This window comes from Bacillus cereus group sp. MG1, assembly GCF_040460035.1.
Lineage (GTDB): Bacteria > Bacillota > Bacilli > Bacillales > Bacillaceae_G > Bacillus_A > Bacillus_A cereus.
Genome location: NZ_JARVGY010000001.1, coordinates 3,109,717 through 3,132,476 on the forward strand (window position 1 = coordinate 3,109,717; position 22,760 = coordinate 3,132,476).

Genomic DNA, 22,760 nt, shown 5'->3' on the forward strand with positions numbered 1-22,760 from the left:
TTAGGAGTGTAAAGAGCAAAAGAAATAGATTATATGATCAATTAGGAGAGATTGCTATGAAAAGACATACAAGAAAAATTGCAATTATCGGTACTGGATTAGTTGGATCAAGTTGTGCGTATTCCATTGTAAATCAAGGGATTTGTGAAGAGCTATTATTAATTGATATAAATCATGAACGTGCAGTTGGGGAAGCAATGGATTTATCACATTGCATTAACTTTACAAATACAAGAACAAAAGTATATGCAGGAAGCTATGAAGACTGCAAAGATATGGACATTGTTATTATTACAGCAGGGCCAGCACCAAAACCAGGGCAAAGTCGCTTAGATACTTTAGGAGCGAGTGCGAAGATTATGGAAAGTGTTGTTGGCGGCGTAATGGAAAGTGGATTTGATGGTATTTTCTTACTTGCATCGAACCCAGTTGATATTATTACATATGAAGTGTGGAAATTATCTGGATTACCTAGAAATCGCGTAATCGGTACTGGTACATCACTAGATTCTTCTCGCTTAAGAACAATTTTATCTGAAATGCTACATGTAGACCCTCGTAGTATTCATGGGTATTCATTAGGAGAACATGGTGATTCTCAAATGGTTGCTTGGTCTCATGTAACTGTTGGTGGAAAGCCAATTCTGCAAATTTTAGAAGAACAAAAAGAACGATTTGGTGAAATAGATTTAGATGAAATTGTTGAGAAGACTGCAAAAGCTGGTTGGGAAATTTATAAACGTAAAGGAACTACTTATTACGGAATTGGAAATTCTCTAGCATATATTGCGAGTTCAATCTTTAATGATGATCACCGTGTCATTGCTGTATCAGCCATTTTAGATGGTGAGTATGGTGAATATGATATTTGTACAGGAGTACCAGCTATTATTACTAGAGACGGTATAAGAGAAGTTGTAGAACTCAATTTAACAGAGGATGAAGAATCTCGATTCGCAAAATCAAACGATATTTTACGTGATTATATGAAAACAATTGGTTACTAACTTATAGAAGAAGGTGAAACAAATGAAGGAATATATAATGTCTCGTGTATTTAAAGCATCTGCTGGAATCGCACAAGGTATTTTCGTATCCCTCGGAATTGGTTTACTGATCGAAAATATAGGAAGAATTGTTGATATACCATTACTTATTACAATCGGAGTTGTTGCAAAATCACTAATGGCACCGGCAATTGGTGCCGGAATTGCTTTTATGCTCGGTGCAAACGGTCTTGTAATCTTCTCAGCGATGGTAGCCGGAGCAATTGGTGCCGGATCCATTTCAATTACTGAAGCTGGTCTAATTATTAAAACAGGTGAGCCAATCGGTGCATTATTAACAGCAACTTTAGCTGTATATATTGGTAAACGTTTAAGTGGAAAAACTGCGTTAGATATGATGCTCGTTCCATTTGCGGCCATATTAGGTTCTGGTTTAGTTGGTATTTGGTTATCTCATAATATTACTCCTGTTTTAAATACAGTTGGAGCGTTTATTAAAGATAGCTCAGCTGGTAGCCCATTCATCGCTTCTATCGTCATTGCAGTCGTTTGGGGACTATTACTTATCTCTCCAGCTTCATCAGCTGCGTTAGCAATTGCACTTAGCTTAGACGGTGTTGCAGGTGGTGCTGCTCTTGCCGGATGCGTCGCTCAGTTTATCGGATTCTCTGTCATCTCAGCGAAAGAAAATAATTTAGGTGGCATATTAGCTCAAGCACTTTGTACTCCGAAAGTACAGTTACCAAATATCACTAAAAATCCAATGATTCTCGTCCCAACTGTCGTTGCCAGTGCTATAGTCGGTCCAGTATCCGCATTAATTTTCCAACTGGAAGCAGGAAAGGAAATTGCAGGTCTTGGATTAAGTTCTCTTATCGCACCAATTAATTTAATTTCCAGCCAAGGATGGGAAGTTCTCCCGGCGATGGTAATTACTTATATCGTCATTCCAGTAGCTGTTTCTTATATACTTTACATTGCTCTTAAAAAAGCAGGTCGTATTCACTCTGGTGATATGACTGTACCGCAATATTAAGTTGAAAATCTCCTTACTAATAGATAAAAGCAGACTGAGAAGCCACAGTCTGCTTTTTTGTCATGCTACATTCTATGATTTTGTTTTACTGGAACTCTTATCGGTTCTTTGGCCAATAAGAGCTGAACGCCGAAGTAAAGTATGCTTGCAAGCGTCATTCCAGAAACGGCATCTACAAAGGCATGCTGCTTCGTAAATAGCGTTGATAAAATAATAAGTGTACCGAAGAAAGTAAGGATGTAATATTCAAAAGCATGCTGTTCTCTACGCTTAAAGGCAGCTAACATAATTACGAATGTAGTAAGAACGTGAATGCTAGGGAAACAGTTTACAGGTTGATCGATACTATAAATATAGCGAACTAGTTCAGAAAATACATCTGTTCCAACGACAGTCGGACGCGGTACAGTTGTTTGCCAAAAATAATAAATAGAAAAACAAGCAAGCTTTCCAAAAATAACACTACTTAAAGTGACATAATATTGCTTTCGGTCAGCAAAGCAGTAATAAATAAGTGCGCCGTATAAGTATGGAAACCAAAGTAAATAAGGAATAATAAATGCTTTTACAAATGGAATCCAATCATCTACTACAGTTGTAACGTCTACTGCGTGAACAGTCGATTTATTTAATACGTCGTAAAGGGGACTTACGAGCACGAGTAGAAGTATATAACTTAACGGAAGAAAAGATGAAAGTTTAAATTTCTTCATGTTGATCTCCTATGTTTAGTAATGTAAGTAAATTCAATTGATTATAATATAGAAACGTGAATTGGGCTATCGATTTTACTTACATTTTCTTGAATTAACCTTACGTTTTTGTCACTTGACTAAAAAGAAGGAGAGGGTGCTAAATGAAGCGTTTATCGTATTTCTTATTTTTTATATTGATATGCCTAGTAGGTGCTGGGTGTGCAAAGGATAAAGCAGGAGAGAAATTAGAATATAACGGAAGAGCACTCGTAATTGGAGTTGTTGGAGAAAAGCCGAAAGATACGTTTAGGAATGTAAAGTTTGAAGAAATGAAGTTAGAGGAACTGGAAAAGAAATCTAAGGAAGTGGATGGTTTTCTAATAATGAAAGATCACTTTCAAGAAGCCTCAACAGAGCAGTATAAAAATGTATTTTCATCGCTAAAGAAACCAGTGTTTTTTATCGGTTTACAAGATAAATCATATTCAATTTTTATTACAAAAGGAATAGAGTATAACAGTGCACGAAAAGATGTAAATGCTATGTATACGCAAGGCTTTGCAAATATCGGAAGTGGTGAAGGGCAACAATGGGCAATTGGTTTATCTAATGGTGGAAATACAGAAGAAAGTATTCATAATATGTATATCGTCGTATTTCAAACCATCGCAGATTATTTGAATAGATGATGAGGGAGCCTGTAAACGAGGCTTCTTATTTTTTAATCAAACGTTTGTTTAAGCTGTATGTTCGGTAGGAAGAAACTCCTGTAGTTCAAAGGTTAAGAAAGAAAAATGGAGAATTAATCAAACGCTTGTTTAAGATATATGTTTGGTGCAGAATCTAAAAAATTTATATATTTATTTTTTCTTAACAAATGGCGGAAAAATAAGAAAAATTCGCAGGATTATTAAAAATTATCACGAAATAAGTAAAAGTTTAGCGAATAATGGTTTGAAATAACAAAACGTTTTCTATATGATAAAGGTAAAGGTAAAGGTAAAGGTTAGTAAAAAAGTAGGTGAATTTATGACAGTAACATTTTATTCATATCCAAAGTGTGGCACATGTCAAAAGGCAAAGAAATGGTTTGAGGCAAACGATGTAGCATATGAGATGATTCATATTGTTGAAAATCCACCATCAAAAGAAGATTTACGTAATTTACATGAAAAAAGTGAATTACCATTAAAAAAATTCTTTAATACAAGTGGAATACGTTACCGTGAACTTGGTCTAAAAGATAAGTTGAAAGATGCAAGCGAAGACGAAATGTATGAGCTTTTAGCATCTGATGGCATGTTGATTAAACGTCCAATTGTAACAGATGGAACGAATGTAACACTTGGTTTTAACGAAGAGCAGTTTGAAAGTGTGTGGAAAAAGTACCAATAAGGTATTTTTACATAATTAATACATTCACTGGAGGTACAGTCATGAGCATTCCAAATAATTTACGTTACTCTGAAGAACACGAATGGGTAAAAACTGAAGGTAATGAAGTTGTTATCGGTATCACTCACTTTGCACAAGGTGAGCTAGGCGATATCGTATTCGTTGAACTTCCTGAAGTAGGTGCAACAATCGAAGCTGACGAGCCATTCGGAAGCGTAGAATCTGTTAAAACAGTTTCTGAGTTATACGCACCTGTAAGCGGTAAAGTTGTAGCAGTAAACGAAGAATTAAGTGACCAACCAGAACTTGTTAACGAATCTCCATACGAGGGTGCATGGATGGTTAAAGTTGAACTTTCTGATGCAAGCCAAGTTGAGAAGTTATTAACTGCAGAAAAATATGCAGAAATGACAAACCAAGACTAATTGTAGTCGACTAAAGGACAGCCTTTGTGCTGTCCTTTTTTATTTTGTGTGAAATAATGAAATTCAAGTTATATGTAAATAAATAAGCTATTATGAGAAAAACTGTTTTGTGGTAAGGTTTCATAAGTCTTCACAATCTAAACGAGCCGCTTGCGCTTTTCATTGTCCAGCTCCACCTCCTAGCCCTTCATGTCTAAGAACCTTCCGTACGAGAAGACAAAAAGCGTCTTCTGTACGAAAGAACCTTAGCCAACAGGGCTAAACAGTCGGTTCCGCTTTTCGTTGTCTAGCTCCAGCGGCTAGAACAGTCGGTCATTTCACTCCTTCACTTGAGGCAAAAGGCGCCTCTAGTTCAGGAGTTCCAATGCCCTCCTGTTCTAAACGAGCCGCTTCCGCTTTTCTTTTGCAAAAATAAACAGGAAACAACATGAAAATAACGAATATACTATATACTAAGTTCAAGGTTATATAGTATATGGTGATCGGGTGATGACATATGATTTATGTAGAAAAAGTCATTATTGTAGAAGGTACATCAGATAGAAGAAAGATTGAATCTATTATTCGTGAACCGGTGGAAATTGTTTGTACAAATGGTACAATTGGTTTGTCGAAAATGGATGAGCTCGTTGATCAGTTTTTTGATAAGGAAGTGTATGTGCTAGTGGATGCTGATGATGCTGGAGAAAAGTTAAGGAAACAATTTCGAAAAGAATTTCCGCAAGCCGAGCATATCTATATTGATCGCTCGTACCGAGAAGTGGCAACTGCGCCATCTACACACTTAGCAAATGTATTATGGGGAGCCGACATTGACGTTTATACAGAATATTTACGGTAAGGAATGATAGAAGTGATTGATTGGACAGGAGCCGAAGCTACAGCCCTAATAGAGAACGAAGAAAAAACAGTATTATATGTATATACTCCAATGTGTGGAACATGCCAATTAGCAAAAAAGATGTTAACAGTTGTTGAGATGACAATTGAAGGCCTCAAAATTGGGATGTTAGATTTAAATTATGCTCCGTATTTAGCGAAAGAGTATGGGATTGAAAGTGTACCTTGTTTACTTGTTTTTGAAAATGGGACACTGATGAAGAAGATATACGCATTTCATTCGGTTGAATATTTATATACGGAATTAAAGTAGGCGGCAAAATTTTTGCCGCCTCGACATATTTCTTGGGAAATATGTCGAGATGCAGGGTGGATACAGTATTTGTCGAGCGAAAATAACAGGATTGCTCTTTAGTGAGAGGGAATGGTATGTAATAGAAAGTGATATGAAGGATGTGATTTAGGGTGAGATTATATTCTTTGCTTCAATCATTTGTAAATTACGCTAATGGTCAATATCATTTAGAACCGCTTTTAAGACAAGAAGAAAAAACTGTTAATTTTCGCTTTGGAGATGAAAGTTGTTCGTTACAAATTTCAAGAGATTATATAGAGCTGGTACATGAGGAAAGAGGAACGGAACAAATCATTTGCTTAGATGAAAAGGATATAGAACAATTGGTGAATGGAAATGTACGATTGCAAATGTTAATGAACGATGGACGTGTACAATATTCAGGAACGTACCGAACGATGTTATTAGTGGAATCGATGTTTCATATATGTAAACCGATGTCAGTAGGTGCTTAAAATTCTGAAGTTTCATTTTTTGCGAAAATTTCTGTTGACATGGTGAGTGTATATTGATACAATTCAAGTCATAAAATATAGACAATTTCATAAATTTCAAATCAGACGAAAATTCAGACGAAAATTGAATCTGATTTCTCTTATCAAGAGAGGTGGAGGGACTGTGCCCTGTGAAGCCCGGCAACCGTCAACTTATGTTGAAATGGTGCCAATTCCTGCAAAGCGAATGCTTTGAGAGATGAGAGAGAGGGATAATGTTGTTATATACGCATATAAACCTTTCTGCTTCTCTAAAGCAGAAAGGTTTTTTTATTGTTTGAATGTGGAGGACATTCAAATAATAAAAGTAATGATAACATTGGACTACACGCATTAAAAATAAAAAATTGCGGAGTCGATCCAAACAAAAAAGGGGTGAACATCATGATTCTATTAGAGAACGTAAAGAAAATATATAAGGCGAAAAGCGGTGATGTCACTGCTGTAGATAACGCCAATTTAAAAATAGAAAAAGGCGAAATATTTGGTGTTATTGGATATAGCGGCGCTGGAAAAAGTTCGTTAATCAGATTGTTTAATCAGTTAGAGAAACCGACTTCTGGCCAAATTACAATTGCGAATCGTGTTATATCAGCAATTACAGGAAGTGAACTTCGTAAGGCAAGACAAGAAATCGGAATGATTTTTCAACACTTCAACTTACTTTGGTCACGAACTGTACGTGAAAATATTGAGTTTCCACTTGAAATTGCAGGTGTTGATAAAGCGAAGAGAAGAAAACGTGTTGATGAATTAATTCATCTTGTTGGATTAGAAGGAAGAGGAGACGCGTACCCATCTCAGCTGAGTGGAGGACAAAAGCAACGCGTCGGGATTGCAAGAGCATTAGCTAACAATCCACAAGTGCTTTTATGTGATGAAGCAACGTCAGCTCTTGATCCGGAAACGACAGATCAAATTTTAGATTTACTATTAGACATTAATAAGCGTCTTGGTTTAACAATTGTACTCATTACACATGAAATGCACGTGATTCGAAAGATTTGTAACCGAGTGGCGGTAATGGAGAGAGGAAAGATTGTAGAAACAGGTCCAGTACTTGATGTATTCCGTAATCCGAAGCAAGATATTACGAAACGATTTGTACAGCAGTTAACAGATTCTGAAGATACAAATGAAACAATTGAAAATTTAATTGAAAAATATCCAGATGGAAAAGTAATTCGTTTGCAGTTTATCGGTGAGGCTGTAGAAAGACCAGTGCTTCAACGATTAATGCAACGCAGTGATATAGAAGTTAGCATTTTGCAAGGAAATATTGCACAAACGAATAACGGTTCTTACGGTAGTTTAGTTGTTCATTTAAATGGTGAGGAAACAGCGATCCAGCAAGCAATAGAAGGAATTCATCAAGATCAAGTAGAGCTGGAGGTGATTGCACATGGATAAGTTACTCGCAAATGTTGATTGGAATCAAATGTTAGAAGCAACTGGTGAAACGTTATATATGACGGCAATCGCAGCCCTTGCGACATTTGTTTTAGGACTAATTTTAGGATTGTTACTCTTCATGACAGCAAAAGATAATTTATGGGAAAACAAATCAATTAATACGGTGATTGGAGCATTCGTAAATATATTCCGCTCTATACCGTTCATCATTTTAATTATTTTATTAATCCCATTTACAAAGATTCTTCTTGGAACAATTCTTGGAGCAAGTGCAGCTCTGCCGGCTTTAATTATTGGAGCCGCACCATTCTACGCGAGAATGGTCGAAATTGCACTTCGCGAAATTGATAAAGGTGTAATTGAAGCTTCAAAAGCAATGGGAGCAAAAACAAGCACAATTATTTTGAAAGTGTTAATTCCAGAATCATTACCAGCATTAGTATCTGGTATTACGGTTACGACAATTGCTTTAGTAGGCTATACAGCAATGGCGGGAGTTGTTGGTGCTGGTGGCCTTGGAACACTTGCTTACTTAGAAGGATTCCAGAGAGGGAATAACGATGTAACAATCGTTGCGACAATTTGTGTATTACTAGTTGTATTTTTAATCCAGTGGATTGGTGATAGTTTAACGACTCGAATAGATAAACGATAATAAAAACGGGAGGATATTTTAAATGAAAAAATTATTACTTACGGCACTTATTTCAACTTCAATTTTTGGGTTAGCTGCTTGTGGCGGGAAAGATAAAGATGAAAAGAAACTTGTTGTTGGTGCTTCTAACGTACCGCATGCTGAAATTTTAGAAAAAGCAAAACCGTTACTTGAGAAAAAAGGAATTGAATTAGAAGTGAAAAAATTCCAAGATTACGTGTTGCCAAATAAATCGTTAGCGGATAAGGAATTAGATGCAAACTATTTCCAGCACATTCCATATTTAGAAAAAGAAATTAAAGATAAAAAATATGATTTTGAAATAGCAGGGAAAATTCATATTGAACCAATTGGTGTATATTCTCAAAAATATAAGAGTTTAAAAGAACTTCCAGACGGGGCGACAATTATTATGAGTAATTCCGTTACTGACCATGGACGTGGTTTAGCAATTTTACAAAAAGAAGGCATTTTAAAAATTAAAGACGGAGTAGATCCAGTTAGTGCAACTCCAAAAGATATTGCAGATAATCCGAAACACTTAAAATTCAAAACGGATATTGAGCCTGGTTTGTTGCCACAAGTGTATAACAATAAAGAAGGCGACGCTGTTTTAATTAACTCGAACTATGCAATTGATGCGAAATTAAACCCAGAAAAAGATGCAATTGCAATTGAAGGCGATGATTCTCCATACGCAAACGTACTAGTGGTTCGTAAAGGTGATAAAGATAAAAAAGCGATTAAAGAGCTTGTAGAAGTATTACATTCTAAAGAAATTGAAGACTTTATTACTAAAGAATATAAAGGTGCAGTTGTTCCTGTAAAAGAATAATTGCTGAAAAAGGGCTGGTGTATGCCGGTCCTTTTTTACTACATAACTATAGGGAGAAGGGGACGTCATATGAAAAAGATTCTATTGTCAGTTGTTACAGCATTATCTGTATTTACATTAGCTGCTTGCGGAGGGAAGGAAGAGAATAAGCTTGTTGTGGGAGCTTCTAACGTGCCGCACGCTGTTATTTTAGAAAAGGCACAGCCGATATTAGAGAAAAAAGGCATTAAGTTAGAGATTAAAAAGTTTCAGGATTATGTACTGCCAAATAAAGCGTTAGCGGATAAAGAAATTGATGCGAACTACTTCCAGCATATTCCGTACTTAGATAAAGAAATTCAAGAAAAGGGATATAAAATTGTAAACGCAGGAAAAATCCATTTAGAGCCGATGGGTATTTATTCTAAGAAGTATAAAAGCTTAAAAGACTTACCAGATGGCGGGACAGTGATTATGAGTAATAACGTAGCGGAGCGTGGCCGTATGCTAGCACTGTTACAAAAAGGCGGCGTTATTAAATTAAAAGACGGAGTAGATGTTGTTAAGGCAACAGTAAAAGATGTAGTCGAAAATCCGAAAAACTTAAAGTTTAAAACAGATGTAGAGCCTGGATTGTCACCAAAGCTGTATGAAAATAATGAAGGTGATGCTTTATTTATTAATTCAAACTATGCAATTGATGCAAAATTAAATCCAACAAAGGATGCAATTGCGATTGAAGGAGCGGACTCTCCGTATGCAAACATCATTGCAGTTCGTAAAGGTGATGAGAAGAAAAAAGAAATTAAAGAGCTAGTAGAAGTGCTACATTCAAAAGAAATTCAAGATTTTATTAATAAAGAATATAAAGGTGCTGTACTTCCGGTAAGTGAATAAATATAAGGAAAGGGCTGGAAAATTATCAGTCCTTTTTTCTTTATATAAATAAGAAGAAAGGTGTATCATAGAAAGATGTGAAGGAAATACTTATATACATTTGTGAAAAAACGGTTACTTTTTTTCGTCGTTTGCGATATCATTTTATTTGATATAAAATTAGAATGAGAATAAAATGAGAATATGAACGTTTTAGGAATTTTTAAAATGTATATATAGGATTAATGGAGGTATTGAGATGGCTGGTTCTACATTAACGGTTAAAGACTTACACGTATCAATTGATGGCAAAGAAATTTTAAAGGGTGTAAACCTTGAAGTAAAAGGTGGAGAAATCCACGCAATTATGGGACCTAACGGAACAGGTAAATCAACTTTATCTTCTGCAATTATGGGTCACCCAAAGTATGAAGTAACAGAAGGTAGCATCATCATCGACGGTGAAGATGTATTAGAAATGGAAGTAGACGAGCGCGCACAAGCAGGTCTATTCCTAGCAATGCAATATCCAAGTGAAATTAGCGGAGTAACAAACGCTGACTTCTTACGTTCTGCAATTAACGCACGTCGTGAAGAAGGCGATGAAATTTCTCTTATGAAATTTATCCGTACATTAGATAAAAACATGGAATTCCTAGAAATGGATCCAGAAATGGCACAACGTTACTTAAACGAAGGTTTCTCTGGTGGAGAGAAAAAACGTAATGAAATCCTTCAATTAATGATGATTGAGCCAAAAATCGCAATCTTAGATGAAATCGACTCAGGTCTTGATATCGATGCATTAAAAGTTGTATCTAAAGGTATTAACGAAATGCGCGGCGAAGAGTTCGGTTGCCTAATGATTACGCATTATCAACGTTTATTAAACTACATCACTCCAGACTTCGTTCACGTTATGATGAACGGTCGTATCGTTAAATCTGGTGGCCCTGAGCTTGCACAACGTCTAGAAGCTGAAGGTTACGACTGGATTAAAAAAGAATTAGGTATTGAAGACGAAACAACAGAGCAAGAAGCGTAAGAGAGGAGCATAAACATGACAATCGGTACATTACCTTTCGATCAAGAAACAATCCGTCAACGCGCAAGCGAAGTAAACGAAGCTGCTTGGTTGACTGAGTTCCGCTTACAAGCTCTTGCACAAGCAACTGAACTTCCAATGCCAACGCCTGATAAAACGAAAATTGACAAATGGGACTTTATCGGAAAAGGCGACGCTGCTAAGCAAGAGCCTGTAAGTTCTTTAACTGAACTTCCAGAAGCAGTGAAAAACTTAATCGATGAAAATAACAGCGTATTAGTACAACGCACTGGTACAACTGCATTCGTTTCTTTAGCAGACGAAGCAAAAGAAAAAGGTGTTATTTTTACAGACATCGTAACAGCAGCAACTGAGCATGCTGAACTAGTACAAAAGTACTTAATGAAAGACGGCGTGAAAGTAGACGAGCATCGTCTAACTGCACTTCATGCTGCATTAATCAACGGTGGTGCATTCGTATATGTTCCGAAAAACGTTGTTCTTGAAACTCCACTTCAAGCTGTATTCTTAGTAGACGGCGAAGAAGCTAACGTATATAACCACGTACTATTCGTAGCTGATGCGAACAGTACTGCAACTTATGTAGAAAACTATGTTGCAAATGAAAATGCTAAAGGTATTGCAAATATCGTAGCAGAAGTAATCGTGGAACAAGGCGCACAAGTGAAATTCGGTGCAGTTGATCTATTAGCAAAAGACGTAACAACTTACGTTAACCGCCGCGGCGTTGTAGGACGCGACGGCCGTATTGATTGGGCTCTAGGCCTTATGAATGACGGAAACACAATTTCAGAGAACGTTACGAACTTAATGGGCGACGGTTCATATGCTGATACGAAAACAGTAACAATTGGCCGTGGCAACCAAACACAAAACTTTACAACTAAAGTTGTTCACTTCGGTAAACATTCTGAAGGTTGGATTTTAAAACACGGTGTACAAAAAGATAGTGCAACATCTATCTTTAACGGAATTGGTAAGATTGAACACGGTGCATCTAAATCAAATGCACAACAATCTTCTCGCGTTCTTATGTTAGATGAAAAAGCTCGCGGTGATGCAAACCCAATTCTTTTAATCGACGAAGATGATGTAATGGCAGGTCACGCAGCTTCAGTAGGTCGCGTAGATCCAGTCCAACTATACTACTTGATGAGCCGTGGTATTCCAAAACGCGAAGCAGAACGTTTAGTCATCCATGGATTCTTAGCACCTGTAGTTAATGAGCTTCCAATTGAAGGAGTAAAGGCACAGCTTGTTGAGGTAATTGAAAGGAAAGTTCGCTAATGAATATTCATGAAATACGCAAACAGTTTCCAATTCTTGATCAAAAAGTGAACGGCAAACAACTTGTTTATTTCGATAGTGCAGCAACTTCTCAAAAACCAATTCAAGTCATTGAAACGTTAGAACGTTACTATAAAGAATATAATTCTAACGTGCATCGCGGTGTTCATACGCTCGGTACGAAAGCTACCGACGCGTATGAAGGTGCACGTGAGAAAGTTCGCAAGTTTATCAATGCGAAATCAATGGAAGAGATTATTTTCACGCGCGGAACGACAACTGCATTAAATACAGTAGCGGCTAGCTATGGTCTTGAAAATGTAAAAGAGGGCGATGAAATCGTTATTTCTTACATGGAGCACCATAGTAATATCATTCCGTGGCAACAAGTTGCGAAGAAAACTGGTGCAACTTTAAAATATCTTCCGCTTCAACCAGATGGGACAATTTCAATAGAAGATGCTCGTCAAACAATTACACCGAATACAAAAATCGTTTCTATCATGTATGTTTCTAACGTACTTGGAACGATTAACCCTGTAAAAGAAATCGGAGCAATTGCACACGAAAATGGCGCAATTATGGTCGTTGACGGTGCACAAAGTACACCTCACATGAAAGTAGATGTACAAGATTTAAACTGTGATTTCTACGCATTATCTGCTCATAAGATGTGTGGCCCTACAGGTATCGGCGTATTATATGGTAAAAAAGAATTGCTAAACAATATGGAGCCAATTGAATTTGGTGGTGAAATGATTGATTTCGTAGATTTACAAGAATCTACTTGGAAAGAGCTTCCGTGGAAGTTTGAAGCAGGTACACCGATTATCGGTAATGCAATCGGACTTGGTGCGGCAATTGATTTCCTAGAAGAAATCGGTCTTGATAATATTGAAAAGCATGAGCATGAATTAGCGCAATACGCTTTAGAAAGACTATCAGAAGTAGATGGCGTTATAATTTATGGTCCAAAGCATCGCGCTGGTCTTGTTACATTTAATATTGAAGACGTACATCCTCACGATGTAGCGACTGTATTAGATGTAGAAGGCATTGCAGTTCGCGCAGGACATCACTGTGCACAACCGCTTATGAAGTGGCTAAAAGCTTCTTCAACAGCACGTGCGAGCTTCTATTTATATAATACAAAAGAAGAAATTGATACATTTGTTGACTCGCTAATCAAGACAAAGGAGTATTTCACAAATGTCATTTAATAATTTAGATACGTTATATCGTCAAGTTATTATGGATCATTATAAAAATCCTCGTAACCATGGCGTATTAGAAGATAGTGTTACCGTTAACTTGAACAATCCAACTTGCGGCGATCGTATTCAACTTACGATGAAAGTAGAAGAAGGTATTGTGCAAGAGGCGAAGTTTGAAGGCGAAGGATGTTCAATCTCAATGTCTTCAGCTTCAATGATGACACAAGCAGTAAAAGGTAAGAAAATTGAAGAAGCACTTCAGCTTTCGAAAATTTTCTCTGACATGATGCTAGGAAAAGAGTACGATGACAGCATCGATTTAGGAGATATTGAAGCATTACAAGGCGTATGCAAGTTCCCTGCACGTATTAAATGTGCAACATTAGCGTGGAAAGCGTTAGAAAAGGGCTTAAACGAAGATAAGTAATGTTAAAGGTTCCTAAAAACGAGGTTATCTAAGGAGGGACACACCAACATGGCGAAGCAACTGCCAGATATCGGCGATTATAAATATGGTTTCAAAGACAAAGACGTTTCGATTTTCCGTGCTGGACGCGGTTTAACAAAAGAAATCGTTGAAGAAATTTCACGTATGAAAGAAGAACCACAGTGGATGTTAGACTTCCGTTTAAAATCACTGGATAAGTTCTACGAAATGCCAATGCCACAATGGGGCGGCGACTTAAACGACTTAGATTTCGATGAAATTACGTACTACGTAAAACCATCTGAGAAATCTGAGAAGTCTTGGGATGAAGTACCTGATGAAATTAAAGCAACATTTGATAAATTAGGTATTCCAGAAGCTGAGCAAAAATATTTAGCTGGTGTATCTGCACAGTACGAATCTGAAGTTGTATACCACAACATGAAAGAAGACCTAGAAGCTCTAGGAATCGTCTTCAAAGATACAGATAGCGCATTAAAAGAGAACGAAGATATTTTCCGTGAACATTTCGGAAAAGTAATCCCACCAACAGACAACAAATTCTCTGCATTAAACTCTGCAGTTTGGTCTGGTGGATCATTCATCTACGTTCCAAAAGGTGTTAAAGTTGATACACCACTTCAAGCGTATTTCCGTATTAACTCTGAAAATATGGGACAATTCGAACGTACGCTTATCATTGTAGACGAAGGCGCACACGTACACTACGTAGAAGGTTGTACAGCACCTGTTTACACTACTAACTCACTTCACAGTGCGGTAGTAGAAATCATCATTAAAAAAGATGCTTATTGCCGTTATACAACAATCCAAAACTGGGCGAACAACGTATACAACCTAGTTACAAAACGTGCGGTTTGTGAAGAAAACGCAACGATGGAATGGATTGACGGTAACATCGGATCTAAATTAACGATGAAATACCCAGCAGTTATCTTAAAAGGCGAAGGCGCTCGTGGTTTAACATTATCTATCGCGATTGCTGGTAAAGGCCAACACCAAGATGCTGGTGCGAAAATGATTCACTTAGCACCAAACACGTCTTCAACAATCGTTTCTAAATCGATTGCGAAGCATGGTGGTAAAGTAACTTACCGTGGTATCGTACACTTCGGACCAAAAGCGAAAAACTCTCGCTCTAACATCGAGTGTGACACGTTAATCATGGATAACCAATCTACATCTGATACAATTCCTTACAACGAAATCAAAAACGATTACGTTTCACTTGAGCACGAAGCGAAAGTATCTAAAGTATCAGAAGAACAATTATTCTACCTAATGAGCCGTGGTATTTCTGAGCAAGAAGCTACAGAAATGATCGTAATGGGCTTCATTGAACCATTCACTCGCGAACTTCCAATGGAATACGCAGTTGAAATGAACCGCCTAATCAAGTTTGAGATGGAAGGTTCTATAGGATAAAGAGATTATAAGTGTATCAACGGCTAATTGCAAATCGTTATTTTTATGATACCGATATGATACCGATTAGTCGTCGAATACGCTCATAGCTTTTTGTTTCCGTTCAATATACAAATGTCCATAAGTATCAGCAGTTTCTTTGATATTTTCGTGACGCATTAATTCTTTAACGAGATAAATATCTACACCTTTATTTATAAGATATGCTGCATAACTGTGACGTAATGAATGGATACGTAATTCTGGGAACACTTCCTTATACTTTTTATGATAGTGGTTATAGTGATATGGAGTAATACCACCAAATACAAAATGATTTTCATCGAATCCGTATGTTTTTTCTGCGGATTCTTTTTTTATCTCACCTAACATTCCTACTAATAATTTGGGGATTGGAACAATTGCTTCACTTGCAGCTGTTTTTACTGATGTTAAAACTCTCTCATTTAAACTCCAAGATTTATTAACGTTAATTTGATGTTCAGCTAATTCAATATTACTCCACTTTAAAGCAAGTGCTTCTCCTACACGTAATCCTGTATAAAACATGAGGATCGTTAACTCTTTATAGTAATGCATATTAAATTTTTGTACGCGTTTATCAAACTCTTCTCTTTTAATAAAATCAATTCGTTTTTTACCTCTAGGCATAGTTGGTACTTGCAATGTCGGATCATACCGAAGGTTATAGAATCTTTTAGCATGATTCATTAATACTTTGAAATTGCTATAGACTGTTCTTGCGCTTTCAGGAGAACTTAATGAACTACTTAAATACTTTTGGAAATCTAGAACTTGTTGGGTACTAATATCTTTAACTTTAATGTGACCAAAACGTGGTTTGATATGTAGATTATACTCGTTAGTACGACGACGAATAGTCTTAGGCTTATAAGTTTTGAAATTGATATTATGTTCAAATACTTCATCAAAGGTCACTTCATCTGTGAATGCATCTTTAATACTTGCAACAAATTCAGCTTCAGCCAGAATAGCATCTCCGCGTTTTTTAAAACCTCTTTTTAATTTTTGTTTATTTCTACCGTACATATCTTTATATCTAACTTTAAAATACCAGGTTTTTCTTTCTTTATCTTTATAAACAGGCATTAAGGTTACTCCTTTTATATATAGTTAAGAGCAGCAAACGTATATAGATTAGCTGCTCCTTCTGTTTAATTCTCTTGCGCAAAAGAATTACAAATCTTGAGTAAATCTGATTGCTTTGCCGATTATCTTAGCTGGGTTATTTTCATCTATAATCATTGGATTGTGCGTTGGGTTATCTGGCATAAGCATAATTATATCTCCTTGCTTTTTAATCCTTTTTAAAGTGGCTTCTGTATCTCCGTTTACAAGAACAGCAGCTATTTCACCAGATTCTACATCTGGTTGCTCACGGACCATTACATAGGCACCGTCAGGTATTGTCGGTTCCATTGAATTACCTTTAGCTTTAAGATAAACTAAATTCCCACCTGGAAGATGATCTGTTGCTTCACATCTGTATTCTTCGTAATTATGTTCTGCTAGTATAGGAACACCACAAGCTATTGCACCTAACACAGGGATTCTAACACTTGTTGGACATTCTGATTCGTAACTTTGCTCCTCTTCCGTTAAGTCAGATCGAGTGACTTTGAAGTAATCTGCCAACATCTGAATTTTATCTGGTCTAGGATAAGTTTTTGCTTGCATCCAATTAGAAAAAGTAGTTTCTGGTATATTCAGTTCGTTAGCCAGATCGGTTTGAGAAATTCCATTGCGACTTAAATATTTTTTTAAGTTATTTGAAAAAATTATTTTTAAAGTATTAGCGTTCATATTCCTTTGCTCACCTCACTTTCTAATACTATGATACCGAAAATCGGTAGTGTTGTAAATGGTAAAACTACTTTTAAAAGGAATTTTTTTGTGTAATTACCGTTGACAATTCGGTAAAACGGTAGTAAATTAAATTCAGAACTTGTCGAAAGGAGTTGAAAAAGATGTTTCAAATTACCTTAGCTGCCGCAAGAGTTAATGCTGGATTTAAGCAAGAGCCAGCAGCCGAAAAGATTGGTGTTACTGCAAAAACACTTAGTAATTATGAACGAGGAGTTACTGCTATTCCTGGTACTGTGTTAAAAAAAGCATCTTTAGTATACGGCATACCGTCAGATATGATTCGATTACCACAAGTGGATGATGGTATTTATGATGATGAATTTTTTTTGAAACAAAGTACCGTTTAAAGGTACTAAAACGGAGGTGTTAAACGATGGACAAAAAACTTTTCTATAATTCAAAGGAAGTTAAATCAATGCTGGGACTTGGTTGTATAAGAACCGCTCAAATAAGAATTAAAGCCATGAATGATGAATTAAAAGAAAGAGGATACTGGATTGAACGTGGGAAAGTACCAGTTTCCTTTTTCCATGAAAAGTACCCATATGTTGAACAAGAAGGGGGAAAATCCGCATGAACGGAGTACTATCCGCAAGTAAATTAATGAAAGCATCAGAAGTTGTAAAAAGATGCGCTGAAATGAGACATAGTCCCGCGCTATTACTTATTACTGAATTAGAAGCAAAGTGTCAGTTAAGGGAAATGAACCGTAAGGTGTCAAATCGAAGGGAGGTGAGTTAATTGTTCAAAGGTTATTGCTTTATTGAAAAAGACGGAGAATTTTGTCCAGCGGTTAATCTTGCGAATGCACAAGAAACTTGGAACTACGTAATTTTACAAAAACGAATTTTTCCAGAAGTTCGAATTTGCGATGAAGATGATTTTACTGTAGTTCATGCACTCGATGGAAAGATTGTATTTCCGCAAGAGTGGGTTGAAATGGAAAAGAAAATGAAGGAGGTGAGTTAATTGAAGGATGGAAACGATGTATTTACAAATTTAAAGCAAGCTTTTGAAGAAGCCGTTCAATATGCAGTGGTAAATAGCATGCGTGAATGCAATGTAAACGAGATACAACATTCAGAACTGTTGACGGCAGTAAGGAACGAAGCATCTCGAAGATTAAAAGAAAGAAATGTACCTTATCAAGATGGTCTTGCGAATGTAATTACTGGTCGTAAAAAGTATCAAGATTAATAAAGGGAGTTGAGTTAAATGAAAGAAGTAACTTTAGTTTTTAAATCAGGTAGAACAGCAAGTTTTACGGTAGAGCAATTTAAAACATTTAAAAATAGCTTTGGTTTTTTATCGGGGATTGAATATGAAGGTGCGGCTACGAAGGTTCCCTTCCACATTAGTGTGAGCAATATCGATGCAATATTTGTGGAAGACATTGATGAAAAGGAATCCATTAAGGAACCTGATCATCCAATTGAAGATTTTTATGGTAATGAAATTATGAAAGATGAAACTTACTTTGTGTTTGATTGCGATGTTGTACTTGAACAGAATTTAAAACAATATTTGACAGAAGAATACGAAGTTCAATGCTATCAAGCTCAATAATTAAAGAAAGGATGGTAAAAGAAAATGACACCTGAAGAGTTGTTTGAAGAGAAACAACATTTAGTGATAGCGGCGATTAAACAAAGGTTTGGAAGTATGGCAAGAGCTACACAAATTGCAGAAATGAACAATATGGAGTTGGACGATTTAATTCAAGTAGGTCGTATGCATTTATGGCAGTGCTGCGTGAAATATGATGCAGAGAGAGTGAAAACATTCAATGCATATGTCATGAAAGGTATGAAATGGGCAATGAGCGATGAAATTCACATGAAAGGAATGCCTTTTAAGATAAGTAGAAAAGTTAGTCATGAGGAAAGGAACCAAATTAATTTTCATTCGATTGATTTACATCGAGATGAGGAAACAGTAAACGAATTCTACGCAGTGTCTCCAATTGATGTGGAAGAAGAAGTAATATCATCCATTGAGTTTGAAGAAGTAACGAGTGTGCTGGAAGAAAAAGAAAAGTCAATCATTCTGCACATCGGTGAGGGGTATACCACAGCAGAAATTGCAATGAAATTTGAGATGGGACAATCCACAGTGAATGGAAAGAAAAACAAAGCATTTCTAAAAATTAATCCTGATTATAAACCGATGAAGCAAACATCATTTTTCAGGGGTAAAAGGACATTAAAAAACCACCTGCGCCAACAGGTGATCTAAGTAAAAATATTCACAGTTATTATAGCATGAATTGATTTCGTGTAAAGGAGAGACTATATCTTGAAGAACGGTAAAAAGCCGAACAAACGTGAAAAGATTCATATTCAATCACATAATTTAAATCCACATGATTGGTTGATTTTTAAGAAAGTAAATAAGGAATTGCATTTGGTCCATCGGACTACTGGTGTAACTCGTATAATTCCAAATTTATAGATTAGGAGAAAGATATAAATGGCTAATGAAATCACGCCTAAATTAGTTGCTGATATAACAGATAAAAGTTTTGGCATACAGCTAATTGTTACTGGTCTTGCTCACTTAGTAGAGGAAGAGGGATATACACCACATGAAGCATTAAGTATCGCTCGTTACACAGGAAATAATTGTTTCCATGCGTTAGCAGAATTGAAGAAGGAGGCTAAAAAATGAACGACAAACCAATAGATGAATTAGTCGCGGAAAAGGTTATGGGATGGATTAAACCACCTGAAACATCAATCCTTAAATCAATGTGGGTTTCTAAGCCAATAGGTATGGTTCATCGTGAATTACCTAAATTTAGTATGAATATGGAAGATGCATGGTTAGTTGTTGATAAATTACAAGATTCATTTAAATCAGTGGAAATATTTATTGAAGACAGAATGACAAATGTGATTATAACTGAACATTTCCCAAGTGGACATCTAAAAGATAAATATCAGGGATATGAAAGATCGGCTCCTTTAGCTATTTGCAAAGCTGCATTAAAAGCTGTAGGGGAGGAATGGCAGTAATGGATATTAAATCAGTTGCTAAAGCTGTACAAGCTATACGAGAAGGTAGAAATGAAGATGGAATCATTAGTATTCGTGGTAATGAAGTACGCCTTAGTAATGAAGCATTCGAAGCAATTTTAGGTGAAAACAGGATTAAACCAATCATAGCGAGTCGTGAATCAGAAGAAGTTCCATATGAAGTGGCATTTATAAGTGAAAATGTTGTCTATTACTCTCTCTATACTCTAGAAAGAATGGAAGAAAAAATTGGAGGGATACCCAATAGTAGAAAACTCAATGGTACTTGGAAATTGTCATGATTCAGTTGTAAGTGATGTTATGAGTGATTGTAAAAGTTGTGGGAAAGAAATCTATTTTGGTGAAGAGTACCGGGATATTGATGGTGATTACATACACGATGAAACAGATTGCATCAAACAATATATAGAGTCTCATTCCATAAAGAAAGTTGCGGGTGAGTAGAATGAATGCCGCTATTGAAGAATTAGAAAAAACTTTAGACGTGGAGCAAAAAAGGCTAAATGATTATAAACGGAATTTAGAAAGGTTAATAGAAAAGAAACCAATCGTTGAACAAAATATTCAAGATACTGAGATTAAGATCCAGGACATTGAAGCTTCAATTTTTGTTCTGAAAAATATGGTGAAGGAGTGAATTAATTGGAAATCACAAATGGTTCTCAAATTACAAAAAGTAAAAAAGCAAAAATCATTATCTATTCAAAGCCAGGTAACGGAAAAACAACGGTTGCTGGATTATTGCCAGGTAAAACATTAGTCCTGGATATCGATGGGACAAGCCAAGTGTTATCCGGTTATGAAAATGTAGACGTAGCCAAAATTGATGGTGAAAATCCACATGATAGCATCCTAAAGTTCTACGCACACGCAAAAGCCAACATCAGTAAATACGATAACATCTTTATCGATAATCTAACGCATTATCAAAAGTTATGGCTACTAAAAAAAGCTGAAAAGACTAAAAGTGGTATGCCGGAATTAAAGGACTATGGCTTGCTAGATAATCATCTTTTGAAGCTAGTAGAAACATTTAATTCATTAGATGCAAATGTTATTTTCACAGCTTGGGAGACAACAAGAAACATCACTCATGATGATGGTCAACAGTATAACCAATTCATTCCTGACATTCGAGATAAGATTGTTAATCACATTATGGGAATCGTTCATGTTGTCGGTCAATTAGTTAAAAAGGCTGATGGAACAAGAGGATTTATGTTAGAAGGCAATCAAAGCGTGTTTGCTAAGAACCATTTAGATACGCGTCTCGGTTGCATACAAGAAGAATTAATAGCACCATCCAAAAATTAAATATAACGAATACAAGGGAGAGATTATAATGTCATTTTTCAAAATGGATGAAGTAGAAGAAGTAAAAGGATTTTCATTAATTGAAGTAGGAAATTATGAAGTGGTTGTATTAAATGCTGTCGAGGGTTTAACGCAAAATAAAAAAGCCAAATTAACAGTGGATTTTGAAATTCGTTCGGATGTCCCGCAAGATCATCAAGGTCAAAAGGTCCAATATACAACATTTACATTTGAGCATCCAACAGCTAGGGGGATTGCTAAGTCATTCTTATTAGCTTGTGGTATGCCTGAAAATTATAATCCGCAAGGTCCTGCACAAATGGCGAAAGATGTTTTCAATAAACACTTAAATGTCTATATTACACACGATAAAAAAGATGATGGGCGTGTATTCCCTAAAGTATCAAGTTATAGTACTTCAAAGGTGAATCCCCCAATGCAAACAGGTGAACCAATTACTATTGGCGATGATGATTTACCATTCTAAATAACTAAATAGAGAGGTCGGTTTTGTCGACTTCTCTTTTTTATACTCAAAAACAGTGAATGAGGTGAAAATATGGATCTGACTGGAAAAGAAATAAAGGAAATCCGTTTATCTTTAGGGCTTACTTTAGAAGAGTTCGGAGAAAAAATTGATGGTGCTAACAAATCAATTGTCTCAAAGTGGGAACGTGACGAAACAAAACCGAGTCCACGTAGATTGAAAATCATTAATGAAATGTATAGATATTCAGAGATTAATAAATTGCAAAATGAAAATATTGGTGAAGAAATTAAAAATTTACGGAAATCCAAAGGATTAACTTTGATGCAAGTTGCAGAGATAACTGATGTTTCACAACCGTATTTATCACATGTTGAAATGGGAAGAAGAAATCCATCAGCAGAAACTCTTTCAAAAATATCGAGTTGCTTGGGAGTTTCAAAACTTTATTTATACAAATCAGCCGGAATTTTAGATGACACTGACATTATTCAATTGGTTAATGAAAATCAAAAGCTTCGTGAAGCGCTCGGAAGAGCTTGTAATTCATTAGGTGCAGATATTGATGATTATTTACAAGAATAAAAAATAA

The 22,760-nt window shown here is 36.1% G+C and carries 36 protein-coding genes and 1 riboswitch; of the genes, 33 read left to right on the forward strand and 3 right to left on the reverse strand.

Annotation, left to right across the window (positions count from 1 at the left end):
• Nucleotides 1-56 precede the first annotated feature (56 nt).
• Entirely contained in the window at nt 57-1,007 is a 951-nt protein-coding gene (locus QCI79_RS16095; RefSeq protein ID WP_000820650.1) for an L-lactate dehydrogenase, read from the forward strand.
• Nucleotides 1,008-1,029: 22 nt separating this feature from the next.
• On the forward strand, nt 1,030-2,043 hold the full coding sequence (locus QCI79_RS16100) for a PTS sugar transporter subunit IIC (RefSeq protein ID WP_021727546.1): 1,014 nt from the start codon (nt 1,030-1,032) through the stop codon (nt 2,041-2,043).
• Between the two features lie 65 nt (nt 2,044-2,108).
• Here the strand turns inward: QCI79_RS16100 and QCI79_RS16105 are convergent, their stop codons facing one another.
• A complete protein-coding gene (locus QCI79_RS16105; RefSeq protein ID WP_000713772.1) occupies nt 2,109-2,756 on the reverse strand; it encodes a phosphatase PAP2 family protein in 648 nt (215 codons plus the stop codon).
• 143 nt (nt 2,757-2,899) lie between these two features.
• Here QCI79_RS16105 and QCI79_RS16110 point away from each other — a divergent pair, with 143 nt between their 5' ends.
• From QCI79_RS16110 to sufB, 15 genes are all read left to right on the forward strand, one after another.
• Nucleotides 2,900-3,427 (forward strand): hypothetical protein, encoded by a 528-nt coding sequence (locus QCI79_RS16110; protein ID WP_000826869.1) that lies wholly within the window; start codon nt 2,900-2,902, stop codon nt 3,425-3,427.
• A 340-nt stretch (nt 3,428-3,767) separates the two neighbouring features.
• A complete protein-coding gene (locus QCI79_RS16115; RefSeq protein WP_021727545.1) occupies nt 3,768-4,133 on the forward strand; it encodes an arsenate reductase family protein in 366 nt (121 codons plus the stop codon).
• 41 nt (nt 4,134-4,174) lie between these two features.
• Nucleotides 4,175-4,558: a glycine cleavage system protein GcvH gene (gene gcvH / locus QCI79_RS16120; protein WP_000026896.1), complete on the forward strand. Its 384-nt coding sequence runs from the start codon at nt 4,175-4,177 to the stop codon at nt 4,556-4,558.
• Between the two features lie 496 nt (nt 4,559-5,054).
• Nucleotides 5,055-5,399, forward strand: a complete 345-nt coding sequence (locus QCI79_RS16125; protein ID WP_000640870.1) for a toprim domain-containing protein — start codon at nt 5,055-5,057, stop codon at nt 5,397-5,399.
• A 3-nt stretch (nt 5,400-5,402) separates the two neighbouring features.
• Nucleotides 5,403-5,711, forward strand: a complete 309-nt coding sequence (locus QCI79_RS16130) for a thioredoxin family protein (protein ID WP_002062684.1) — start codon at nt 5,403-5,405, stop codon at nt 5,709-5,711.
• A 152-nt stretch (nt 5,712-5,863) separates the two neighbouring features.
• Entirely contained in the window at nt 5,864-6,208 is a 345-nt protein-coding gene (locus QCI79_RS16135) for a hypothetical protein (protein WP_001242139.1), read from the forward strand.
• A gap of 137 nt (nt 6,209-6,345) precedes the next feature.
• A riboswitch (SAM riboswitch) is annotated at nt 6,346-6,453 on the forward strand.
• Nucleotides 6,454-6,631: 178 nt separating this feature from the next.
• Entirely contained in the window at nt 6,632-7,657 is a 1,026-nt protein-coding gene (locus QCI79_RS16140; protein ID WP_000601778.1) for a methionine ABC transporter ATP-binding protein, read from the forward strand.
• Nucleotides 7,650-8,315 (forward strand): methionine ABC transporter permease, encoded by a 666-nt coding sequence (locus tag QCI79_RS16145; protein WP_000359401.1) that lies wholly within the window; start codon nt 7,650-7,652, stop codon nt 8,313-8,315. The genes QCI79_RS16140 and QCI79_RS16145 overlap by 8 nt, the downstream gene beginning before the upstream one ends.
• 22 nt (nt 8,316-8,337) lie before the next feature.
• On the forward strand, nt 8,338-9,150 hold the full coding sequence (metQ, locus tag QCI79_RS16150; protein ID WP_000735096.1) for a methionine ABC transporter substrate-binding lipoprotein MetQ: 813 nt from the start codon (nt 8,338-8,340) through the stop codon (nt 9,148-9,150).
• A gap of 69 nt (nt 9,151-9,219) precedes the next feature.
• On the forward strand, nt 9,220-10,026 hold the full coding sequence (gene metQ, locus QCI79_RS16155; protein WP_000722399.1) for a methionine ABC transporter substrate-binding lipoprotein MetQ: 807 nt from the start codon (nt 9,220-9,222) through the stop codon (nt 10,024-10,026).
• 238 nt (nt 10,027-10,264) lie between these two features.
• On the forward strand, nt 10,265-11,050 hold the full coding sequence (sufC, locus tag QCI79_RS16160) for a Fe-S cluster assembly ATPase SufC (protein ID WP_000929160.1): 786 nt from the start codon (nt 10,265-10,267) through the stop codon (nt 11,048-11,050).
• 15 nt (nt 11,051-11,065) lie between these two features.
• On the forward strand, nt 11,066-12,358 hold the full coding sequence (gene sufD / locus QCI79_RS16165) for a Fe-S cluster assembly protein SufD (protein WP_000152167.1): 1,293 nt from the start codon (nt 11,066-11,068) through the stop codon (nt 12,356-12,358).
• Complete coding sequence (gene sufS / locus QCI79_RS16170; RefSeq protein ID WP_021727830.1) at nt 12,358-13,578, forward strand: cysteine desulfurase SufS; 1,221 nt, start codon at nt 12,358-12,360, stop codon at nt 13,576-13,578. Before sufD ends, sufS begins: the two co-directional genes overlap by 1 nt.
• The gene (gene sufU, locus QCI79_RS16175; RefSeq protein WP_000009523.1) at nt 13,568-13,999 is read left to right on the forward strand and encodes a Fe-S cluster assembly sulfur transfer protein SufU; all 432 of its coding nucleotides are present in this window, start codon (nt 13,568-13,570) and stop codon (nt 13,997-13,999) included. Before sufS ends, sufU begins: the two co-directional genes overlap by 11 nt.
• Nucleotides 14,000-14,047: 48 nt before the next feature.
• Nucleotides 14,048-15,445 carry a Fe-S cluster assembly protein SufB gene (gene sufB, locus QCI79_RS16180; protein ID WP_001118827.1) on the forward strand — a complete coding sequence of 466 codons (1,398 nt, stop codon included), beginning with the start codon at nt 14,048-14,050 and terminating at the stop codon, nt 15,443-15,445.
• A gap of 66 nt (nt 15,446-15,511) precedes the next feature.
• Here the strand turns inward: sufB and QCI79_RS16185 are convergent, their stop codons facing one another.
• Both QCI79_RS16185 and QCI79_RS16190 read right to left on the reverse strand, forming a co-directional pair.
• Nucleotides 15,512-16,555 (reverse strand): site-specific integrase, encoded by a 1,044-nt coding sequence (locus QCI79_RS16185; RefSeq protein ID WP_021727740.1) that lies wholly within the window; start codon nt 16,553-16,555, stop codon nt 15,512-15,514.
• 87 nt (nt 16,556-16,642) lie between these two features.
• Nucleotides 16,643-17,269: a LexA family protein gene (locus tag QCI79_RS16190; protein WP_021727741.1), complete on the reverse strand. Its 627-nt coding sequence runs from the start codon at nt 17,267-17,269 to the stop codon at nt 16,643-16,645.
• A 164-nt stretch (nt 17,270-17,433) separates the two neighbouring features.
• Here QCI79_RS16190 and QCI79_RS16195 point away from each other — a divergent pair, with 164 nt between their 5' ends.
• The 16 genes from QCI79_RS16195 (at nt 17,434) to QCI79_RS16270 (ending at nt 22,753) form a co-directional block, all read left to right on the forward strand.
• Nucleotides 17,434-17,679 carry a helix-turn-helix domain-containing protein gene (locus QCI79_RS16195; protein ID WP_021727742.1) on the forward strand — a complete coding sequence of 82 codons (246 nt, stop codon included), beginning with the start codon at nt 17,434-17,436 and terminating at the stop codon, nt 17,677-17,679.
• 26 nt (nt 17,680-17,705) lie between these two features.
• A complete protein-coding gene (locus tag QCI79_RS16200) occupies nt 17,706-17,909 on the forward strand; it encodes a hypothetical protein (RefSeq protein ID WP_021727743.1) in 204 nt (67 codons plus the stop codon).
• Nucleotides 17,906-18,073, forward strand: coding sequence for a hypothetical protein (locus QCI79_RS16205; protein ID WP_023901215.1), 168 nt, complete (start codon nt 17,906-17,908; stop codon nt 18,071-18,073). The genes QCI79_RS16200 and QCI79_RS16205 overlap by 4 nt, the downstream gene beginning before the upstream one ends.
• Nucleotides 18,074-18,301, forward strand: coding sequence for a hypothetical protein (locus tag QCI79_RS16210; RefSeq protein ID WP_021727744.1), 228 nt, complete (start codon nt 18,074-18,076; stop codon nt 18,299-18,301).
• Nucleotides 18,302-18,529: a hypothetical protein gene (locus QCI79_RS16215; RefSeq protein ID WP_021727745.1), complete on the forward strand. Its 228-nt coding sequence runs from the start codon at nt 18,302-18,304 to the stop codon at nt 18,527-18,529.
• Nucleotides 18,530-18,547: 18 nt separating this feature from the next.
• Entirely contained in the window at nt 18,548-18,898 is a 351-nt protein-coding gene (locus QCI79_RS16220; RefSeq protein WP_021727746.1) for a YqaI family protein, read from the forward strand.
• Between the two features lie 24 nt (nt 18,899-18,922).
• Complete coding sequence (locus tag QCI79_RS16225; RefSeq protein WP_016097904.1) at nt 18,923-19,567, forward strand: sigma-70 family RNA polymerase sigma factor; 645 nt, start codon at nt 18,923-18,925, stop codon at nt 19,565-19,567.
• A gap of 60 nt (nt 19,568-19,627) precedes the next feature.
• Entirely contained in the window at nt 19,628-19,783 is a 156-nt protein-coding gene (locus QCI79_RS16230; protein ID WP_021727747.1) for a DUF6906 family protein, read from the forward strand.
• Between the two features lie 18 nt (nt 19,784-19,801).
• The gene (locus QCI79_RS16235) at nt 19,802-19,999 is read left to right on the forward strand and encodes a hypothetical protein (RefSeq protein WP_001262629.1); all 198 of its coding nucleotides are present in this window, start codon (nt 19,802-19,804) and stop codon (nt 19,997-19,999) included.
• A complete protein-coding gene (locus tag QCI79_RS16240) occupies nt 19,996-20,346 on the forward strand; it encodes a BC1872 family protein (protein ID WP_021727748.1) in 351 nt (116 codons plus the stop codon). Before QCI79_RS16235 ends, QCI79_RS16240 begins: the two co-directional genes overlap by 4 nt.
• On the forward strand, nt 20,346-20,648 hold the full coding sequence (locus tag QCI79_RS16245) for a hypothetical protein (RefSeq protein WP_021727749.1): 303 nt from the start codon (nt 20,346-20,348) through the stop codon (nt 20,646-20,648). Before QCI79_RS16240 ends, QCI79_RS16245 begins: the two co-directional genes overlap by 1 nt.
• On the forward strand, nt 20,626-20,811 hold the full coding sequence (locus QCI79_RS16250) for a hypothetical protein (protein ID WP_021727750.1): 186 nt from the start codon (nt 20,626-20,628) through the stop codon (nt 20,809-20,811). Before QCI79_RS16245 ends, QCI79_RS16250 begins: the two co-directional genes overlap by 23 nt.
• Before the next feature lies 1 nt (nt 20,812).
• A complete protein-coding gene (locus tag QCI79_RS16255; protein ID WP_021727751.1) occupies nt 20,813-21,004 on the forward strand; it encodes a hypothetical protein in 192 nt (63 codons plus the stop codon).
• A 5-nt stretch (nt 21,005-21,009) separates the two neighbouring features.
• On the forward strand, nt 21,010-21,681 hold the full coding sequence (locus QCI79_RS16260; RefSeq protein WP_021727752.1) for an AAA family ATPase: 672 nt from the start codon (nt 21,010-21,012) through the stop codon (nt 21,679-21,681).
• A 28-nt stretch (nt 21,682-21,709) separates the two neighbouring features.
• A complete protein-coding gene (locus QCI79_RS16265; protein WP_021727753.1) occupies nt 21,710-22,168 on the forward strand; it encodes a DUF669 domain-containing protein in 459 nt (152 codons plus the stop codon).
• 72 nt (nt 22,169-22,240) lie between these two features.
• Nucleotides 22,241-22,753 carry a helix-turn-helix domain-containing protein gene (locus tag QCI79_RS16270; protein ID WP_021727754.1) on the forward strand — a complete coding sequence of 171 codons (513 nt, stop codon included), beginning with the start codon at nt 22,241-22,243 and terminating at the stop codon, nt 22,751-22,753.
• Nucleotides 22,754-22,760: the final 7 nt, after the last annotated feature.

Bases quoted from the DNA above. Each gene is read 5' to 3' on its own strand.
- sufC (WP_000929160.1), top strand. From the start codon at position 10,265: ATGGCTGGTTCTACATTAACGGTTAAAGACTTACACGTATCAATTGAT.
- QCI79_RS16195 (WP_021727742.1), top strand. From the start codon at position 17,434: ATGTTTCAAATTACCTTAGCTGCCGCAAGAGTTAATGCTGGATTTAAG.
- QCI79_RS16105 (WP_000713772.1), bottom strand. From the start codon at position 2,756: ATGAAGAAATTTAAACTTTCATCTTTTCTTCCGTTAAGTTATATACTT.
- QCI79_RS16225 (WP_016097904.1), top strand. From the start codon at position 18,923: ATGACACCTGAAGAGTTGTTTGAAGAGAAACAACATTTAGTGATAGCG.
- QCI79_RS16115 (WP_021727545.1), top strand. From the start codon at position 3,768: ATGACAGTAACATTTTATTCATATCCAAAGTGTGGCACATGTCAAAAG.
- QCI79_RS16270 (WP_021727754.1), top strand. From the start codon at position 22,241: ATGGATCTGACTGGAAAAGAAATAAAGGAAATCCGTTTATCTTTAGGG.
- QCI79_RS16095 (WP_000820650.1), top strand. From the start codon at position 57: ATGAAAAGACATACAAGAAAAATTGCAATTATCGGTACTGGATTAGTT.
- sufD (WP_000152167.1), top strand. From the start codon at position 11,066: ATGACAATCGGTACATTACCTTTCGATCAAGAAACAATCCGTCAACGC.
- QCI79_RS16100 (WP_021727546.1), top strand. From the start codon at position 1,030: ATGAAGGAATATATAATGTCTCGTGTATTTAAAGCATCTGCTGGAATC.
- QCI79_RS16145 (WP_000359401.1), top strand. From the start codon at position 7,650: ATGGATAAGTTACTCGCAAATGTTGATTGGAATCAAATGTTAGAAGCA.
- QCI79_RS16235 (WP_001262629.1), top strand. From the start codon at position 19,802: ATGGCTAATGAAATCACGCCTAAATTAGTTGCTGATATAACAGATAAA.
- QCI79_RS16110 (WP_000826869.1), top strand. From the start codon at position 2,900: ATGAAGCGTTTATCGTATTTCTTATTTTTTATATTGATATGCCTAGTA.
- QCI79_RS16125 (WP_000640870.1), top strand. From the start codon at position 5,055: ATGATTTATGTAGAAAAAGTCATTATTGTAGAAGGTACATCAGATAGA.
- QCI79_RS16185 (WP_021727740.1), bottom strand. From the start codon at position 16,555: ATGCCTGTTTATAAAGATAAAGAAAGAAAAACCTGGTATTTTAAAGTT.
- QCI79_RS16130 (WP_002062684.1), top strand. From the start codon at position 5,403: ATGATAGAAGTGATTGATTGGACAGGAGCCGAAGCTACAGCCCTAATA.
- gcvH (WP_000026896.1), top strand. From the start codon at position 4,175: ATGAGCATTCCAAATAATTTACGTTACTCTGAAGAACACGAATGGGTA.
- sufB (WP_001118827.1), top strand. From the start codon at position 14,048: ATGGCGAAGCAACTGCCAGATATCGGCGATTATAAATATGGTTTCAAA.
- QCI79_RS16220 (WP_021727746.1), top strand. From the start codon at position 18,548: ATGAAAGAAGTAACTTTAGTTTTTAAATCAGGTAGAACAGCAAGTTTT.
- metQ (WP_000722399.1), top strand. From the start codon at position 9,220: ATGAAAAAGATTCTATTGTCAGTTGTTACAGCATTATCTGTATTTACA.
- QCI79_RS16245 (WP_021727749.1), top strand. From the start codon at position 20,346: ATGGATATTAAATCAGTTGCTAAAGCTGTACAAGCTATACGAGAAGGT.
- QCI79_RS16190 (WP_021727741.1), bottom strand. From the start codon at position 17,269: ATGAACGCTAATACTTTAAAAATAATTTTTTCAAATAACTTAAAAAAA.
- sufS (WP_021727830.1), top strand. From the start codon at position 12,358: ATGAATATTCATGAAATACGCAAACAGTTTCCAATTCTTGATCAAAAA.
- QCI79_RS16205 (WP_023901215.1), top strand. From the start codon at position 17,906: ATGAACGGAGTACTATCCGCAAGTAAATTAATGAAAGCATCAGAAGTT.
- QCI79_RS16265 (WP_021727753.1), top strand. From the start codon at position 21,710: ATGTCATTTTTCAAAATGGATGAAGTAGAAGAAGTAAAAGGATTTTCA.
- sufU (WP_000009523.1), top strand. From the start codon at position 13,568: ATGTCATTTAATAATTTAGATACGTTATATCGTCAAGTTATTATGGAT.
- QCI79_RS16255 (WP_021727751.1), top strand. From the start codon at position 20,813: ATGAATGCCGCTATTGAAGAATTAGAAAAAACTTTAGACGTGGAGCAA.
- QCI79_RS16240 (WP_021727748.1), top strand. From the start codon at position 19,996: ATGAACGACAAACCAATAGATGAATTAGTCGCGGAAAAGGTTATGGGA.
- metQ (WP_000735096.1), top strand. From the start codon at position 8,338: ATGAAAAAATTATTACTTACGGCACTTATTTCAACTTCAATTTTTGGG.
- QCI79_RS16250 (WP_021727750.1), top strand. From the start codon at position 20,626: ATGGTACTTGGAAATTGTCATGATTCAGTTGTAAGTGATGTTATGAGT.
- QCI79_RS16200 (WP_021727743.1), top strand. From the start codon at position 17,706: ATGGACAAAAAACTTTTCTATAATTCAAAGGAAGTTAAATCAATGCTG.
- QCI79_RS16140 (WP_000601778.1), top strand. From the start codon at position 6,632: ATGATTCTATTAGAGAACGTAAAGAAAATATATAAGGCGAAAAGCGGT.